19 protein-coding genes and 1 tRNA gene are annotated in these 14,029 nt (G+C 48.8%); 8 read left to right on the top strand and 12 right to left on the bottom strand.

Annotation, left to right across the window (positions count from 1 at the left end; all coding sequences use genetic code 11):
* Window positions 1-53 precede the first annotated feature (53 nt).
* Entirely contained in the window at window positions 54-827 is a 774-nt protein-coding gene (locus tag WC259_RS00100; RefSeq protein WP_011310062.1) for an MBL fold metallo-hydrolase, read from the bottom strand.
* Window positions 828-981: 154 nt separating this feature from the next.
* On the opposite strand from WC259_RS00100, the gene WC259_RS00095 reads away from it, so the two are divergent.
* The 5 genes from WC259_RS00095 to WC259_RS00075 all read left to right on the top strand — a co-directional run bounded on the left by WC259_RS00095 (window position 982) and on the right by WC259_RS00075 (window position 4,421).
* Window positions 982-2,685, top strand: a complete 1,704-nt coding sequence (locus tag WC259_RS00095) for a cation:proton antiporter (RefSeq protein WP_015407355.1) — start codon at window positions 982-984, stop codon at window positions 2,683-2,685.
* 55 nt (window positions 2,686-2,740) lie between these two features.
* Window positions 2,741-3,766, top strand: a complete 1,026-nt coding sequence (gene argC, locus WC259_RS00090; protein WP_012984566.1) for an N-acetyl-gamma-glutamyl-phosphate reductase — start codon at window positions 2,741-2,743, stop codon at window positions 3,764-3,766.
* A gap of 49 nt (window positions 3,767-3,815) precedes the next feature.
* Window positions 3,816-3,891: transfer RNA gene (locus tag WC259_RS00085), tRNA-Glu, on the top strand.
* A 121-nt stretch (window positions 3,892-4,012) separates the two neighbouring features.
* On the top strand, window positions 4,013-4,222 hold the full coding sequence (locus tag WC259_RS00080) for a hypothetical protein (RefSeq protein ID WP_012984565.1): 210 nt from the start codon (window positions 4,013-4,015) through the stop codon (window positions 4,220-4,222).
* Between the two features lie 31 nt (window positions 4,223-4,253).
* Window positions 4,254-4,421: a desulfoferrodoxin FeS4 iron-binding domain-containing protein gene (locus WC259_RS00075; RefSeq protein WP_011310058.1), complete on the top strand. Its 168-nt coding sequence runs from the start codon at window positions 4,254-4,256 to the stop codon at window positions 4,419-4,421.
* A gap of 166 nt (window positions 4,422-4,587) precedes the next feature.
* On the opposite strand, the gene WC259_RS00070 is transcribed toward WC259_RS00075, so the two are convergent.
* From WC259_RS00070 to WC259_RS00035, 8 genes are all read right to left on the bottom strand, one after another.
* Window positions 4,588-5,031, bottom strand: a complete 444-nt coding sequence (locus WC259_RS00070) for a PPC domain-containing DNA-binding protein (protein WP_011310057.1) — start codon at window positions 5,029-5,031, stop codon at window positions 4,588-4,590.
* Between the two features lie 94 nt (window positions 5,032-5,125).
* Window positions 5,126-6,424, bottom strand: a complete 1,299-nt coding sequence (locus WC259_RS00065; RefSeq protein WP_078409802.1) for an InlB B-repeat-containing protein — start codon at window positions 6,422-6,424, stop codon at window positions 5,126-5,128.
* Window positions 6,425-6,458: 34 nt separating this feature from the next.
* A complete protein-coding gene (locus WC259_RS00060) occupies window positions 6,459-7,220 on the bottom strand; it encodes an ABC transporter permease (RefSeq protein ID WP_012984563.1) in 762 nt (253 codons plus the stop codon).
* Window positions 7,217-8,158, bottom strand: a complete 942-nt coding sequence (locus WC259_RS00055) for an ABC transporter ATP-binding protein (protein WP_012984562.1) — start codon at window positions 8,156-8,158, stop codon at window positions 7,217-7,219. Before WC259_RS00055 ends, WC259_RS00060 begins: the two co-directional genes overlap by 4 nt.
* A gap of 3 nt (window positions 8,159-8,161) precedes the next feature.
* Window positions 8,162-8,353 (bottom strand): PLDc N-terminal domain-containing protein, encoded by a 192-nt coding sequence (locus WC259_RS00050; RefSeq protein WP_015407352.1) that lies wholly within the window; start codon window positions 8,351-8,353, stop codon window positions 8,162-8,164.
* An 18-nt stretch (window positions 8,354-8,371) separates the two neighbouring features.
* Complete coding sequence (locus tag WC259_RS00045; protein ID WP_011310052.1) at window positions 8,372-8,686, bottom strand: YbjQ family protein; 315 nt, start codon at window positions 8,684-8,686, stop codon at window positions 8,372-8,374.
* Window positions 8,683-8,955 carry an AbrB/MazE/SpoVT family DNA-binding domain-containing protein gene (locus tag WC259_RS00040; protein ID WP_011310051.1) on the bottom strand — a complete coding sequence of 91 codons (273 nt, stop codon included), beginning with the start codon at window positions 8,953-8,955 and terminating at the stop codon, window positions 8,683-8,685. Before WC259_RS00040 ends, WC259_RS00045 begins: the two co-directional genes overlap by 4 nt.
* A 146-nt stretch (window positions 8,956-9,101) precedes the next feature.
* Complete coding sequence (locus tag WC259_RS00035; RefSeq protein ID WP_011310050.1) at window positions 9,102-9,593, bottom strand: HIT domain-containing protein; 492 nt, start codon at window positions 9,591-9,593, stop codon at window positions 9,102-9,104.
* Window positions 9,594-9,754: 161 nt separating this feature from the next.
* Here WC259_RS00035 and WC259_RS00030 point away from each other — a divergent pair, with 161 nt between their 5' ends.
* Genes WC259_RS00030 through WC259_RS00020 form a run of 3 tightly spaced genes read left to right on the top strand, consistent with a single transcriptional unit; the run spans window position 9,755 to window position 12,152 of the window.
* Window positions 9,755-11,002 carry a homocitrate synthase gene (locus WC259_RS00030; RefSeq protein ID WP_011310049.1) on the top strand — a complete coding sequence of 416 codons (1,248 nt, stop codon included), beginning with the start codon at window positions 9,755-9,757 and terminating at the stop codon, window positions 11,000-11,002.
* Window positions 11,003-11,055: 53 nt separating this feature from the next.
* Window positions 11,056-11,499, top strand: coding sequence for a tRNA (N6-threonylcarbamoyladenosine(37)-N6)-methyltransferase TrmO (tsaA, locus tag WC259_RS00025; RefSeq protein ID WP_015407350.1), 444 nt, complete (start codon window positions 11,056-11,058; stop codon window positions 11,497-11,499).
* On the top strand, window positions 11,481-12,152 hold the full coding sequence (locus WC259_RS00020) for an endonuclease III domain-containing protein (RefSeq protein ID WP_015407349.1): 672 nt from the start codon (window positions 11,481-11,483) through the stop codon (window positions 12,150-12,152). The genes tsaA and WC259_RS00020 overlap by 19 nt, the downstream gene beginning before the upstream one ends.
* 26 nt (window positions 12,153-12,178) lie before the next feature.
* Here the strand turns inward: WC259_RS00020 and WC259_RS00015 are convergent, their stop codons facing one another.
* From WC259_RS00015 to WC259_RS00005, 3 genes are all read right to left on the bottom strand, one after another.
* Window positions 12,179-12,877 (bottom strand): glycerol-3-phosphate acyltransferase, encoded by a 699-nt coding sequence (locus WC259_RS00015; protein WP_011310046.1) that lies wholly within the window; start codon window positions 12,875-12,877, stop codon window positions 12,179-12,181.
* Complete coding sequence (locus WC259_RS00010) at window positions 12,874-13,737, bottom strand: PHP domain-containing protein (protein WP_012034250.1); 864 nt, start codon at window positions 13,735-13,737, stop codon at window positions 12,874-12,876. Before WC259_RS00010 ends, WC259_RS00015 begins: the two co-directional genes overlap by 4 nt.
* 2 nt (window positions 13,738-13,739) lie before the next feature.
* Window positions 13,740-14,029 (bottom strand): YmdB family metallophosphoesterase (locus WC259_RS00005; protein ID WP_372642699.1); only part of this gene is annotated, 290 nt, incomplete at its 5' end.

The raw sequence follows: 14,029 nt of genomic DNA, 5'->3' as shown, positions 1-14,029 counted from the left end.
AGCGTTCCTCTCTGGGACTAATTCTGGTAAAAACAATAAACTGTGTTTCGGGTTTATTCCAGCTTGAAAAGCAGGTCATCGCCGGCGGCTATGACGGGTATGCCGGTTTCACTTGCCAGCTGTGCCGCCATTTTAGCCGGGTCTGCCCGGTAAAGCTGCAGACCAAAGTGGGTAAGTATAGCCGTTTTGGGTTTAGCCGCGGTAATAAGTTTGGCGGCATCCGGTATGCTCAAATGATAAATACGTTCTATAGCTTCCTTCAGGACTACGTTTATTATAAGGACATCGCAACCTGCGTAAACCTGCGGCATCTCCTCAAAATAACGGGTATCGCTTACGTAACCTATGCGGTGGCTGGAAGATTCAAAGATAAATCCGTAGGTTTCCACTGGGTGCTGATGACGCCGGGTGGTGAAAACCTTTATCCCGTCCAGATTGTATTCACGGCCTTCTTCAAGCATGGTCAGGTCATTTAAAAACGGCTTCAGATAAGAGTATATAACCGGCTCATTATCAAACGCGTCTTTAGGGGCCAGAAAATGGCCGTGTTTCTTAAACCCTCCCTGGGTCATGGCTTCTATCATTACGTTCACATCGCCGGAGTGGTCAAGGTGGCGGTGAGACAAAAGAATAGCACTCAGTTTTTCCGGGTCTAAGCCCAAGCGGCATACCTGCACAATACTGCCCGGACCGGGGTCAATCAGGAAACGCTTGCCGTCAAGGTTTAGCCAGATTCCGCCCGAAGCCAGTATCTGGCGGCTGACCATAAATCTGGCACCGCCGGTACCCAGAAAAGTTAGGCTGTTTGTTTCTTCGGTGTAGTTCATATCAGACACTTAGTATAGACATTATTTATCCAAATGCCAATTTATAAAATATTTAGACCTGCTTTGGGCACTAGTTATAAAAGCTTGTGTAGAAAGTGTGGGGCTATGTGTTAGAATATTGCATCCCTGATTTTCCCCGAATAAGGAGAGGGCTTTGGAAGAATTAGGCTCCAGCTTCGGGTTGGACTTAATCATTGTTCTGGTGGCGGCTGTTCTGGCCGGGTTACTTGCACGCCGCTTCAAACTGCCCCTTTTATTGGGGTATCTGGGGGCGGGTATAGCCATAGGCCCAAACGGTTTCGGGCTGGTACAGTCTCCGGGCGTAATTGAATCTATGGCTACAGTCGGGGTAATTCTGCTCCTTTTTACACTGGGGCTGGATTTTTCACTGGATGAACTCAAACGGGTAGGACGGGTGGCGGTACTGGGCGGTCTTATCCAGATAATTGTGACTGCCGGATTTGGCTTTTTGCTGGGCAGAAGTCTGGGCTGGGATATAAATGCCTCTATCTTCTTCGGGTTTATGGTCTCACTTTCCTCTACCCTGATAGTCCTTAAGATACTTATGGACAGGGGCGAAATGGAAGCCCCTCACGGGCGGGTGATGCTGGGTATTTTACTGGTGCAGGATATTTGCCTTATTCCCCTGATGATTATTTTACCGGCTTTGGGGGGTGACGGCGGGGATATCGGCTTTACCATGGGCATTGCCTTTGCCAAAGCCACAGCCTTTATTCTGGCTATGTTTGCACTGGGTTTCTGGGTTTTCCCCCGTTTGCTGGGGAGAGTGGCTTCCCATTCCCACGAGCTTTTTTTGCTGTCCGTTATCACCTTGTCTCTGGGGGCGGCCATGGGGGCAACTGCGCTGGGGCTTTCACCGGCGGTAGGTGCTTTTATAGCCGGACTTCTTATAGGACAGTCCATGTATGCAAAGCAGGCATTGGCAGATATAATCCCCCTGCGGGATATTTTCGGGGCTTTGTTCTTTGTTTCTCTGGGTATGCTGGCTAACCTGAACTTTGCGGTGGAAAACATGGGTTTGGTTCTGCTGGTAGTGGCCTTTCTGGTGGTTATCAAGAGTCTGGTGGCCGGGGTGGTGCCCTGGCTTTTCGGCTATACCTTCCAGACGTCTTTTACTACCGGTATCGGCCTGATGCAGATAGGTGAATTCAGTTTTGTACTAGCCGGGGTAGGTCTGGCCGCATCGGTCATTACAGACAGCATTTACGCCATTACTATCAGCGCTGCGGTTATTACCATGATAATCACTCCTTTTGCCTTAAGTTTCAGCGGTGCGGCCTACCGGAAGGTCAGCCAGTGGCCACTAGCCAGCAAACTGGTCAGCCTGCGTACCTCCGGGCAGACGGAATATAAGGATTTGGATATTTCCAACCATGCGGTTATCTGTTCGCAAGGGGGTGTAGCCAAGACCCTGACCCGTGTGATGAGCCGCCGAAATTTCCCCTTTCTGGTTATAGATTTAGACCCCCAGACCATAGCTGAACTTCGCCGCCAGAAAGCTCCCGCCATATACGGTGATGCCGCCAATCCGGAAATACTCAAATTTGCCCGCTTGGATAAAGCCCGCCTGCTTATTTGTGCCATGCCCGGTTTTGCAGATACTGAACAGGTAGTCAAAAATGCCCGCAAGATAAATTCGCGGCTGGATATTGTAGCTAGAGTAACCAGTGACACGCAGGCGGAAAAACTTAAAAAAATGGGCGTTAGCGAGGTTGTCCAACCCGAATTTGAAGTAGGTCTGGAACTCTCCCGCCACGCCATGCACCGCTTCGGCATGACTACTATTGAAATCCAGTACATTTTGAACAGCCTGCGGAATATGGGCAAACCAGAGTAGCTTCAGGTACAGTCGAATATGCTATACTTTTAGCATCTTTTAAAGGGAAAAGCAGATGAAGAAATATAAAGCAGGGATTATAAACGTAACCGGTTATGCAGGGCTTGAGCTTGCCCGTATTCTGGAAAGCCACCCCTCGGTAGAGCTTTGTTCGGTAACCGGCAGGAGTCTGGCTGGTAAAAAACTTTCGGATGTATTTCCCTATCTGCATCGCCTTGATTTGCCTATTACTGAAAATCTGGAAGGGCAAGTGGATGTTGCCTTTCTGGCTCTGCCTCACAAAGAAGGGGCAGCTTTAGTACCCGCTTTGCTGGAAAAAGGTATGCGGGTAATAGATATCAGCGCCGATTTTCGTTTGAAAGACCCGGCTCTGTATCAGGCATGGTACGGATTTGAACATCCCTGCCCGGGGCTCTTGGAGGAAGCGGTGTATGGTCTGCCTGAGCTTAAGCGTAAGGATATTGCCGGCGCCCGTCTGGTGGCAAATCCGGGCTGTTACCCTACCTCAGCCATACTTGGGCTTGTCCCGGCTTTTAAAAGTGACCTGATAGAGCCAAGTGCCATTATAGATGCCAAGTCCGGGCTTTCCGGTTCGGGGCGAACACCCACTGTAAAAACCATATTTTGCGAGGCTGACGAAGATGTTTGTGCCTATTCCATCGGCACTCACCGTCATCAGCCGGAGATAGTTCAGGAGCTTTGCCGCGCCAGCGGAGGGGTAATCCCGCGGGTTACTTTCTGCCCTCATCTGGTACCCATGAGCCGAGGTATACTCTCAACTGCCTATGCGCGTTTGAAACAGCCGGTTACAGACGAAGAAGTCAAAGAGATTTACCGACAGTTTTATAAAGATGAACCTTTTGTAAAAGTAACTGCCGAACCACCCCACACCCGTTATACCCGGGGTACTAATATGTGCTTTATATATCCGGTGGTGGATGCCCTGAATGAACAGTTGATAGTCATAAGCTGCATAGATAATCTGGTAAAGGGTGCGGCGGGGCAGGCTGTACAGAATATGAATATTATGCTGGGTCTGGCTGAAACGGAAGGCCTTGAAGCTATGGCCACCCTGCCTTAGCTTTAGTTTGCCAGCCACTTGCAGTTTTGCTATACTAATTACCCTGTGTGCCCCCATCGTCTAGAGGCCCAGGACAGCGGCCTTTCACGCCGTCAACAGGGGTTCGAATCCCCTTGGGGGTACCAATTTACCTTCTGGTTTTTCTGATATTTAGCTGCTCTGGCTAAATATTATCTATTTTTCAGCTATCCTTCTTAACCGGGTGGTATAATATATATCCGACAGTCCTTACAGGAGGTAACCGATATGCTGGAATACTTTCGTACCCACGTCATAGCCTATACCATTGTTCTTCTGGTGTGTTTCTTTATCATGCTGGCAGGTATATTATACTGGCCGCTCTTTATTGCGGGCGGGATACTTTTTATGGGCCTGTTTCTGCTCGGGTTTAAACTTATCCGCGAACCCGAAGAATACGAAGAAGAAGTAACAATTAAACCTGTCCAAAAAGACTAGTGTCCCCTTAATGAAACGGAGGCTTTGAGAAATGGGAGTAAAACAGCTGGGTGAAACCTACAAGTGCGATATATGCGGCAATATTGTTCGGGTTATAAAAGTTGGCGGCGGTACGCTGGTCTGCTGCGGGCAGGATATGAAACGGATTGAAGATTCGTATAAAGCACCCATAAATCTGCCTGATTCCAGTGGTGAATAGCTACAGATTTTTATTTTCCGATTAAGTTTTCAAGCGGGACAGCGGGGTTTTGGTAAACTTCTGCAGGTTAGCCAAAAACGGCAGGCAATAATGAATAAATCCTGCTGTCCGGACCAAGGGGATTTAATTTTTCTGTTTAGTGTATAAGCTTAAGGTTTGGCAGTGGTTATTCAGTCTGAAGCAGATTGAATTTTGTGGCTTCATCAAAACGGCGGACAGCTTTTGCGCCCAGTATTTCATACATAACCGCTTCACCTACAATCCAAGTATTAACCCCTGGCCTCAGGCAACCGGTGGTGGTTTTACCCATTCGGCCTAAAGCGGCATGGATATGCAGTTTGGGTGTACCGTCTTCACCAGGTGCTATTATACCCACCCCGGCTACTTCGTGGGCTCCGTCCAGCGGTATCAGGACAGGCTCAGGCGGATACTCACGGCTCTGGCGCGGCCCTACTACTACCTGCCCGCCCTCAATCCCGCCAATCAGTACCACCTGGGCATGGCTTATCTGCTGGGTGCGGGCAAAATCTTCCAGGCAGGTTGGCACTCTGTCGCCGTCTTCCAGCCGTATTATAAATACTCTTCCCAAACTTCCCTGACTGGCTTTCATTTTCTCTCTCCTTGAGTTATGTCTGTTAATAAAAAGACCGGCATAGTTTAGTATCTACACCGGTCCAGAAGTCATGCATGTAAAGCCTTTTGCTCTAGCTCCAGGAATTACCGTTTATAATCCAGCCGCCGGGGCTGAAGGTCATGGACAAGTCTTTGATGAATGAGCTGTAATGGGATATCTTTACCACATACGTTCCGCTTATCTGGGCCTGGAAAGCAAAGACATGCTCCGGAGTCAGCCAGTAGTCTCCAAACCAGTTGTCAATATATTCTCCGTCCGGACTAAATACCTCTACCCTCCACAAATGGCTGGAGTCAGAAAGGTTAAAGACACCGGTCAGGCCGGAATTTATGACTATATACTGCCCTGCTATCAGGTTTTTACTCCAGCTTATCCAAGTTGAGTCACCGATGCGGTTGGGCAGTACCATAGATGTTGACTGGATAATGGGGGCAAAATTGGCGGTTAAGGTGTAGTTTTTGTCCATGGTAATATTTATGGTGGCTGAGATATTAGTTAAGTCTCCTGTCCAACCTACAAACTGGTATCCGGGTGCAGCCTGAGCAGTCAGAGTGACGGTAGCCCCGTAATCAAAGTACTCTGTAGCCGGGCTGACAATGCCGGCTGAGGTAGGGGTAAGATTAACTGTAAGCAGTAGCAGAGGTACAAAATTGGCTACGATGTTTTTATCGGTATCCATAGTAATACTGACAGAGGGGTTGGTACCGCTTACGTCCCCGCTCCAGTAATCAAAACGGTAACCCGGCATGGGAGAGGTGGTAAGGCTAAGGATAGTGCCGGCATCAAAATCTCCGCTTATGGTACTAAGGCTACCGCCTGACTGGGGAGCGGTGCTGATATTCAGGTGGTGTTGCCTTATAAATGTAGCCGTTACAGATTTAGATGAATTCATACTCAGGCTGACAGATGGGTCTGTGCCGCTGGCATCCCCGCCCCAATAACCAAAGCGATATCCGTTGGCAGGCACAGCATTCAGGTCTACTCTTGAGCCGCCGCTGTAAGATGCTTGGTCAGGACTTAGATTGACTGTGCCGCCGCCGACAGGAGTTGTAGCAACATCTACAGAAAATCCCCAGGGCGGGAAATGTCCCGCCGCTAAACCCCAAGTGCCGAAAATCACTGCTATTATCAGCAGTGTGGTAAGGCTGATATTAAACCAGCCGGGCATTTTGAAGTGTTTTCTCTTCAGCTTGGTTTTGGCCTTTTTGCGCCGGTAAAAATAGTAGCCCGGTATTTTCTCCGATTGTGAAATCTCCGCCGGAGTTTCAAGTTCCAGCGGAGGTTCTTTATATTCATCTTCGGGCTCGAAGTTTTCTTTAGGGGATTCTTTGTAATCTTCGGGTTCAGGGTTTAGCTCTTTTTCAGCCATATCCTTCCAACCCTCCTCAATATATTGTCCCTTATTATAACTCTTTTTGTTCTAGCCTGATACGGGCAAAGTACAAACAAAGACCAATAATGACCACCGCTACCACCAATGCTCCCCAGGCCGGTTCACCACTGCCTGAGAGCAGTTGGGTAGACCAGCTGGAAAGGTTGCCGGGCAGATACTTGCCTATCCAGGGCAATTGGGTGGCCAGGCCTTGGGCTATGAGCAGTACCAGAGCAGTGCCGCCGGCCGCCAGAGAGCTTTTAAAAAAACTGGAGAAAAACAGGGTGACTGCCAGACAAAGCAGCAAAAACAGGGTCAGAAGGAGAGTGCTGCCTAAAAATGGTATAAACGCAAAATCGCCAATCAGCATCAGGGTATAGGCATAGCACAGGCCTGCGCTAAGCAGCATGGACACAAAGACTAGCATTCCCAGAGCCAGATATTTGGACATTACAAATGCCCCGCGGCTGACCGGTTTGGACAAAGTCAGCATGGCGGTCCCTTTTTCTTTCTCCCCTGAAATTGTACCCATGGTAATCAGTATGCAGATAAGTACCCCTACCTGAAGCATAGTCTGCCCAAACTCCTGCATGGACATAAGGGGGGTGGGATCAGGCATGTTGATGGGCATATCTGCTCCCTGTCCGCTAAACTCAATAATCTGGGGCAGATAGGCCAGCAGCAGCGGAGTGGATATGCCAAAGAAAACAAAGGCAATGCCCACAATAAGCATTTTATAGGTCTTCAGTTGCTCTCGCAGTTCTTTTTTGAATAAAACTTTCAGTCCGTTCAAGCCTTTGCACCATTCCCTACAAGCTGGATAAATACATCTTCTATACTGGGGGTAGTAAGTTCATAATGGGTCAGGGTCAGTCCGCTTTGGGCAATCACCCCGGGTATTTCGGTTTTGGCTTTGGTAAGGTCACTGGCCTGTACATATAGTACTCTGACCTCACCTTCGGTTCGCACCTCGGCTGTTTTTATGTAAGGCATTTTTAAAAGCTGGGTGAGAATGGGGGTAGGTTCTTCTTCAAACTGGATTTCAAAGGCCGAAGTGGAGTATTTGCGTTTAAGTTCCTCCACACTAGCGGAGGTTATCAGCTTGCCTTCGTTTATGATAGCTACCCGGTCACATACTCTTTCCACATCTGAAAGTATATGGGTGGACATGAAAACGGTAGTATCCCCGCTTAAGCGCTCTATAAGGTTCAGTACATCCCTCCGCCCCATAGGGTCAAGGGCCGAGGTGGGTTCGTCCATAAAAAGCACTTCAGGTTTATTTACCAGTGCTTGGGCAATACCCAGGCGCTGTTTCATGCCCCGTGAGTACCCTCCAACCCGGCGTTTGCCGGCTTCGCTAAGGTCTACCAGCTCCAGCAATTCATCTGCCCGCAGGTTATTTTCTCTGGGGGATAATTTGTGGAGTTCGCCTGAAAAAAGCATAAATTCACGTCCCGTCATCCAGCTGTAAAAAGCAGGTACATCTGGCAGAAAACCAATCTTGGAGCGGAGTGACAGGTTTCGGGGTGTTACTTCTTCTCCGGATACATAGGCCTTGCCGGAAGTAGGTTGGGAAAGCCCGGTAAGCATTCGGACAGCGGTAGTCTTGCCTGCCCCGTTCGGGCCTAAAAAACCGAAAACCCGGTTTTTCTCAACTGCAAGATCCAGTCCGTCCAGGGCGGTAAAATCACCGAATTTCTTGGTCAGCTTTTGGCAAAGTATAGCATCCAAAGCTTAGTCTTCCTCCCGTCCCAGAGTCAGGTAGATTATCGGGCCTATAATGCCTGCAAATACAATTATCACCGCCCAGACCCACTTGTTATTCCAGCGGACTTTGGGGCGTTTGACCAGGTCTATCACCGCTATTATCAGCAGTATCAGCTGGAGGACAACAAGTGGAGCAATAAGTGCCCAGTTAATATCCATTTTATTTTTCCTGCCTTTTTATTCCACTATTACGGCTGTGCCGTAAGCCATTACTTCAGAAGCATTTTGCATCACCGCCGAGGTGGAAAAGCGGACACAGATTATAGCGTTAGCCCCTTTTTCCTTGGCATCGGCTTCCATGCGTTTCAGGGCCTCATTTCGGGCTTCGTCCAGCATCTGAGTGTATTCCTCAATTTCGCCGCCCACAATGCTGCGCAGGCTGGCCATGATATCCTTGCCTATGTGCTTGGCACGGATAGTGTTTCCCTTTACCAGACCCAGATTCTTTATAATTTTGTGTCCGGCTACAGCTTCGGTATTTGTCATTATCATTTGGTTTTAGTCTCCTTCTTCATTTCATTTGCCAGTTCGGCATTTGCCCTTTCTATTTGGGCTTTTGCCTGGTCCAGCTGGGTTTGCATGGCGGACAGCTGGTCAGCTCTCATCACCGCAAACGCATTCTGCTGGGGGTTTCCCATAAAAATAACCTGGTCTCCGGGGTGGATATTGAATATCTTGCGGAATTTTACCGGTATGACTATCTGCCCCTTCGCTCCCACCGAACCCGAACCGTAAAAGATTTCCATTTGCTGCGGGTTCATCTTTACTCCTCCTGTCCAAGTACTACAAGTAATACATATCTTACTAGTACGAATAGTATAACAAGTATTACTAAAATGCAAGACCCTGCGGAAAATATTTCTAATAAACTGCAGTTTACGTATGGACTGATATAAATAAAGGGGTTTTAAAGGGATTGAAAGCCGGGTTTGAGACGACGGTAGGTATCTGACGGAGATTCGTTCTGGACCTTGGTCTGGCCGATAACCGGCATGAAGTTGGTATCTCCGTTCCAGCGGGGCACAATGTGAGTGTGTATGTGTTTGTCTATACCGGCACCGCCTACCCGCCCCAGATTCATGCCTATATTAAAGCCTTCAGGTTTGTATTCGTTTTTAAGGATTGCTACCGCCCGGTAGACTAAACGGTAATGTTCGTTACGTTCTTCCTCTGTCAGCTCTTCCGGAGCGGAGGTATGGCGGAAGGGCACAACCATAAGGTGTCCGGTATTGTAAGGAAAGGCATTAAGGATAACAAAGTTGTATTTGCCGCGGAAAAGTATCAGGTTTTTACGGTCTTCATTTACAGCCGGAAAGGTGCAGAAGATACAGCCGGTATCTTCGTTTTTAACCGCCTGTTCTATATATTTCGCCCGCCAGGGTGCCCACAAATTATCCATTTCATCTCCTTGCCTGTTTATGATTTTAAACGTAAAAATCCCTTAAGTCAAAGAGTATTTGAGGTGTGTAATAAATAAAATAGATACAGGGGGTTTGTGGGGCGAAGCAGGCTATGATAAAATGTTATATTTAGCGCATCTATTACAGGGGGTATAATTACGTGGGAAAAATTTTCATAATTGACGTTACCAATAGAGACGGTGTCCAAACGGCTCGTCTCGGCCTTTCCAAACTGGAAAAAACCCTGATAAACATTTATCTGGACGAGATGGGTATATTCCAGTCTGAGTTTGGCTTTCCCACCACCAAACATGAGCGCGGTTATGTTGAAGCCAACCTTGAGCTGGCCAAAATGGGCGTTATCAAGAATTTGCGTCTGGAAGGCTGGATAAGGGCTATTGTGGCTGATGTAGACCTGGCTTTCCGCCGGGCACCCAGCCTTAAACACCTAAATTTGTCTATATCCACTTCGGAACAGATGATAAACGGCAAATTTCAAGGTCGCAAGGTTTTTAAAGATATAATTGAAGATATGACTATTGCCGTCAATGCCGCTTATGCCAAGGGGGCTGAGACAGTGGGGGTAAACGCCGAAGATGCCTCCCGTACCTCCATTGTAAACCTGATAGAATTTGGCAAGGCGGCTAAAGAGGTGGGTGCTACCCGCCTGCGTTACTGTGATACTCTGGGTTATGACAACCCTTTTACCATATACGAAACCGCCCGCACTTTGGCGGAAAAGGTGGGAATGCCCATAGAGATTCACTGCCATGGTGACTTGGGTATGGCCATAGGTAACTCTTTGGCCGGTGCCAAGGGTGTTATTGACGGCGGACAGGACGTGTACGTAAACACCACCGTAAACGGTATTGGTGAGCGGGCCGGCAATGCAGACCTGGTAGCCTTCCTGCTGGCTATACTGAAGTCCAAGGGCTTTGGTGAAAAATACCAGCTGGGCCATGAGGTAGACCTTTCCAAGGCCTGGAAGATAGCCCGCTTTGCTTCATATGCTTTTGATGTGGAAATACCCATAAACCAGCCGGGAGTGGGACGTAACTGTTTTGCCCATGCCTCCGGCATACATGCTGATGGTGTTATCAAAGATTCTCAAAACTACGAGCTTTACGGCTACGAAGAACTGGGACGGGGTGAAGCCCTGATGGTGGAAACCGGGCGTGAAATCTGTGCCGGCCAGTATAGCGGCATCTCAGGCTTCCGCCATGTCATGGGCAATATGTCTGTGGAACTGCCCGAAGACAAAGACGAAGCCAACAAGATACTGGAACTGGTGCGTTATGCCAACGTAGAGGCCCATAAACCTCTGGTTGAAGACGAACTTATCTTTATTGCCAAGTATCCGGAGATAAGCCGTCGCCTGCTAACCCTGACACCGCTTATGAATGACTAATCAGACAGATGATAAAAGGGGGGTGGTGACCCCCCTTTTTGTTTGGAGAAAAAATGAATATGCAAATGAAACCTATCGGCACTGTCATAAATGCTATTACCCAAAAACCTGAACAAACGTTTAAATGGGAAGATATGGTTTCTGAAATACATCTAAAACCGGAACTGGCCGAAGGGCTTACCCGTATAGAGGAATTTTCCCACCTGAATATTATCTGGTCTCCCCATCAGTCCCAGCCCGAGGGCATGGCCTTGCTGGTTTACCCCAGAGGTCAAACAGAGTTTGGTAAAGTAGGGGTTTTTGCCAGCCGCTCTCCCTTTCGCCCCAACCCCATCGCCAAGACTCTGGTCAGGTTGCTTGAGCATAAAGGCAACGTGCTAAAAGTGAAAGGGCTGGATGCCATTAACGGTACGCCGGTACTGGATATTAAACCCTTTATTACAGATTATGACTCTGACAAAGAGGCAACGGTAGCACCTTGGATAAAGAAAACTTAGCCCAAAATCTGGCTGATATATACCAGCGTCTTTTAAAGAAATACGGCCCTCAGCACTGGTGGCCGGCCGAAAGCCGGTTTGAAATGATGGCGGGTGCAGTACTTACCCAGAGTGCCGCTTGGACAAACGTTGAAAAGGCTATTTCAAGGCTGAAAGAGGCTAATTTGCTCTCGGCAGAGGCTATATTGCAGGCCGCTGACAACGCTCTGGCTGAATCTATCCGTCCCTCAGGCTACTTTAATGTAAAAGTCCGCAAACTGAAAGCCCTGTCAAATTGGCTTCAGACTGGCTGCGGCGGACAAGCTGAAAAACTGCTGGAGATAGAGAGTAGTGTTCTTCGTGATGAATTGCTGAGTGTGTGGGGCATAGGTGAAGAAACAGCCGACTCCATACTTTTATATGCCTGCGGAAAGCCCGTTTTTGTTATAGACGCTTATACCCGAAGGATTTTCAGCCGTTTGGGTCTGACGGAAAAGGAAGCGGGTTATGACCGTCTTCAAAGGCTTTTTACGGCAAATCTGGCCGCTGATGCCGCCCTTTATAACGAATACCATGCCCTTATAGTCAGGCATGCCAAAGAGCATTGCAGGGTCAAACCCGGTTGTGAAGGGTGTGTACTGAAAGATGTTTGCCGTTTTGACTATCGGGAATAAATTTTGCGGCAGGTGAGGACGGGTTATTAAATACCCAGACCTTCTTTATGGGCAGCGGTATTGCGGTTTATCCAGACAGAGCGGCTTCGTATATCCCGGTCAAGAAACATGCGGTTAAATACAAGTTCAGCTTTGGAAACGGTGCTGGAGTATTCGCTGTCAGGTGCCATCAGGCGGCGGACAATCATAATCAAAAAAAGCCCCGCAAAACCCCAGGTTACCGTCTGGTGTTCCTGCACGCCAAAAAAACCGTGAAAATACCCTGACATAACCGGCAACGCCCCTACTCCCAGAAAAACCCCCGGAGCCATTTTTTTGAAAAAACCGAAGGTGAGTGCAGTACTCAGCGCTATCAATGCCGGAACAGGAGCCATTACCAGAGCCACTCCCAGTGAGGTGGCAATACCTCTTCCCCCGTTAAAGCGGAGGAAGACCGGCCAGTTATGCCCGGCAATGGTAAGCAGGCCGACTACTATTTGTTGCCAGAGTTCCAGCCCCAGCCAGCCGGCTAACAGGATAATAATAGCCCCTTTGGAAACATCAAAAACAAAAACCGCCAGCCCCAGTTTTTTGCCGGCTGTTTTAATCACATTGGAAGCACCGACATTGCCGCTTCCGTAACGGCGGATATCTATACCCCGCCGCCACCTTGAAAGCAGATATGCCATGGGGATAGCCCCTACCAGATAGCCTGCCGGTATCATAATAAGAAATACAGGGCTCATTCCATATCCTCCGCCAGGCCTTTTGCCTTAATTTCACGGGCTTTGGCAATAAGTTTTTTAGCATCCTGCATGGGTACTTCCGCCCCGCCGATGGGTGTTTCGGTAAGTTCGTCCAGACCGTGGTAATCGCTGCCGCCGGTAGTCAGTAGTTTGTGTTTGGCGGCAAGTTTGACTAAGCCGTCTATTTGCTGGGGGTTGAACCCCCCGTAGTGGCATTCCAAACCCATCAGCCCGGCCTGAACCAGCCGTTCCACCATGGGTTCGTGATCCATTATGGTCAGGGGGTGGGCCATAACCGGTATCCCTCCGCAGTTTAGCACCAGCCGGACGGCTTCTTCGGGGCCCATTTTTATCCGTTCAACATAGGCCGGGCCGCCCCGACCTATGTATTTTTCAAAGGCCTCGCCCATGTTCTGGATATAGCCCTTTTCCAGCAGGGCAGTGGCAATATGCGGCCGTCCCACAGTGCCTTCACCGGCAATTTCGGAAACTCTCTGCCAGCTTATTTCCATACCCAGTTCATTAAGTTTTATTACCATGTCACGGGCTCGTTCCACTCTGGAGCGGCGCATTTCAGTCAGAGTTTCATTCAAAAACGGGTCTTTGTAATCTACAAAATACCCCAGAATGTGGACATCCCCACCGCTGTAATCAGTGCTGATTTCCACCCCGGGTATAACCCTTAGTTTGGGGTATTTTCGGGCAGTCTGTATGGCAAGGCCAATTCCGTCCAGATTGTCATGGTCACATATGGCAATATACTCCATATGTACTTTGGCGGCTTTGGCAATAATATTCTCAGGTGAGTGAACACCGTCTGAAACGGTGGTGTGGATATGCAGGTCTACTTTAGAAGCCATTTCTAGCTTATCTCCCGGTAAATGCGTTCGATACTTGTGGCCAGTCCGGTTTTGGTGTTTACCGTAACCACTACGGCATTAAGCATTACCCTGCCTTGGGCTACACTCAGGCGGCCGGGTATACCGGTCAAAAAACGCTGGATAACCGAATCAGGTTCATCCCCTATTATCGAATCAATAGGCCCTACCATGCCAATATCACTGACATATGCAGTGCCTTTGGGCAGCAAACGGGTATCACAAGTGGCTACGTGGGTATGAGTGCCCAGTACGGCGCTTACCCCTCCGTCCA

The organism is Dehalococcoides sp. (assembly GCF_041654235.1).
Classification (GTDB): domain Bacteria; phylum Chloroflexota; class Dehalococcoidia; order Dehalococcoidales; family Dehalococcoidaceae; genus Dehalococcoides; species Dehalococcoides mccartyi_B.
Note: the sequence above shows the minus strand (reverse complement) of the source record. Positions and strands in the feature narration are given on the sequence as shown.

Excerpts from the sequence above, each read along its gene's own strand:
- WC259_RS00100 (WP_011310062.1), bottom strand. The coding sequence starts at position 827 with ATGAACTACACCGAAGAAACAAACAGCCTAACTTTTCTGGGTACCGGC.
- argC (WP_012984566.1), top strand. The coding sequence starts at position 2,741 with ATGAAGAAATATAAAGCAGGGATTATAAACGTAACCGGTTATGCAGGG.
- WC259_RS00080 (WP_012984565.1), top strand. The coding sequence starts at position 4,013 with ATGCTGGAATACTTTCGTACCCACGTCATAGCCTATACCATTGTTCTT.
- WC259_RS00075 (WP_011310058.1), top strand. The coding sequence starts at position 4,254 with ATGGGAGTAAAACAGCTGGGTGAAACCTACAAGTGCGATATATGCGGC.
- WC259_RS00070 (WP_011310057.1), bottom strand. The coding sequence starts at position 5,031 with ATGAAAGCCAGTCAGGGAAGTTTGGGAAGAGTATTTATAATACGGCTG.
- WC259_RS00065 (WP_078409802.1), bottom strand. The coding sequence starts at position 6,424 with ATGGCTGAAAAAGAGCTAAACCCTGAACCCGAAGATTACAAAGAATCC.
- WC259_RS00050 (WP_015407352.1), bottom strand. The coding sequence starts at position 8,353 with ATGGATATTAACTGGGCACTTATTGCTCCACTTGTTGTCCTCCAGCTG.
- WC259_RS00045 (WP_011310052.1), bottom strand. The coding sequence starts at position 8,686 with ATGATAATGACAAATACCGAAGCTGTAGCCGGACACAAAATTATAAAG.
- WC259_RS00040 (WP_011310051.1), bottom strand. The coding sequence starts at position 8,955 with ATGAACCCGCAGCAAATGGAAATCTTTTACGGTTCGGGTTCGGTGGGA.
- WC259_RS00035 (WP_011310050.1), bottom strand. The coding sequence starts at position 9,593 with ATGGATAATTTGTGGGCACCCTGGCGGGCGAAATATATAGAACAGGCG.
- tsaA (WP_015407350.1), top strand. The coding sequence starts at position 11,056 with ATGAATATGCAAATGAAACCTATCGGCACTGTCATAAATGCTATTACC.
- WC259_RS00015 (WP_011310046.1), bottom strand. The coding sequence starts at position 12,877 with ATGAGCCCTGTATTTCTTATTATGATACCGGCAGGCTATCTGGTAGGG.
- WC259_RS00010 (WP_012034250.1), bottom strand. The coding sequence starts at position 13,737 with ATGGCTTCTAAAGTAGACCTGCATATCCACACCACCGTTTCAGACGGT.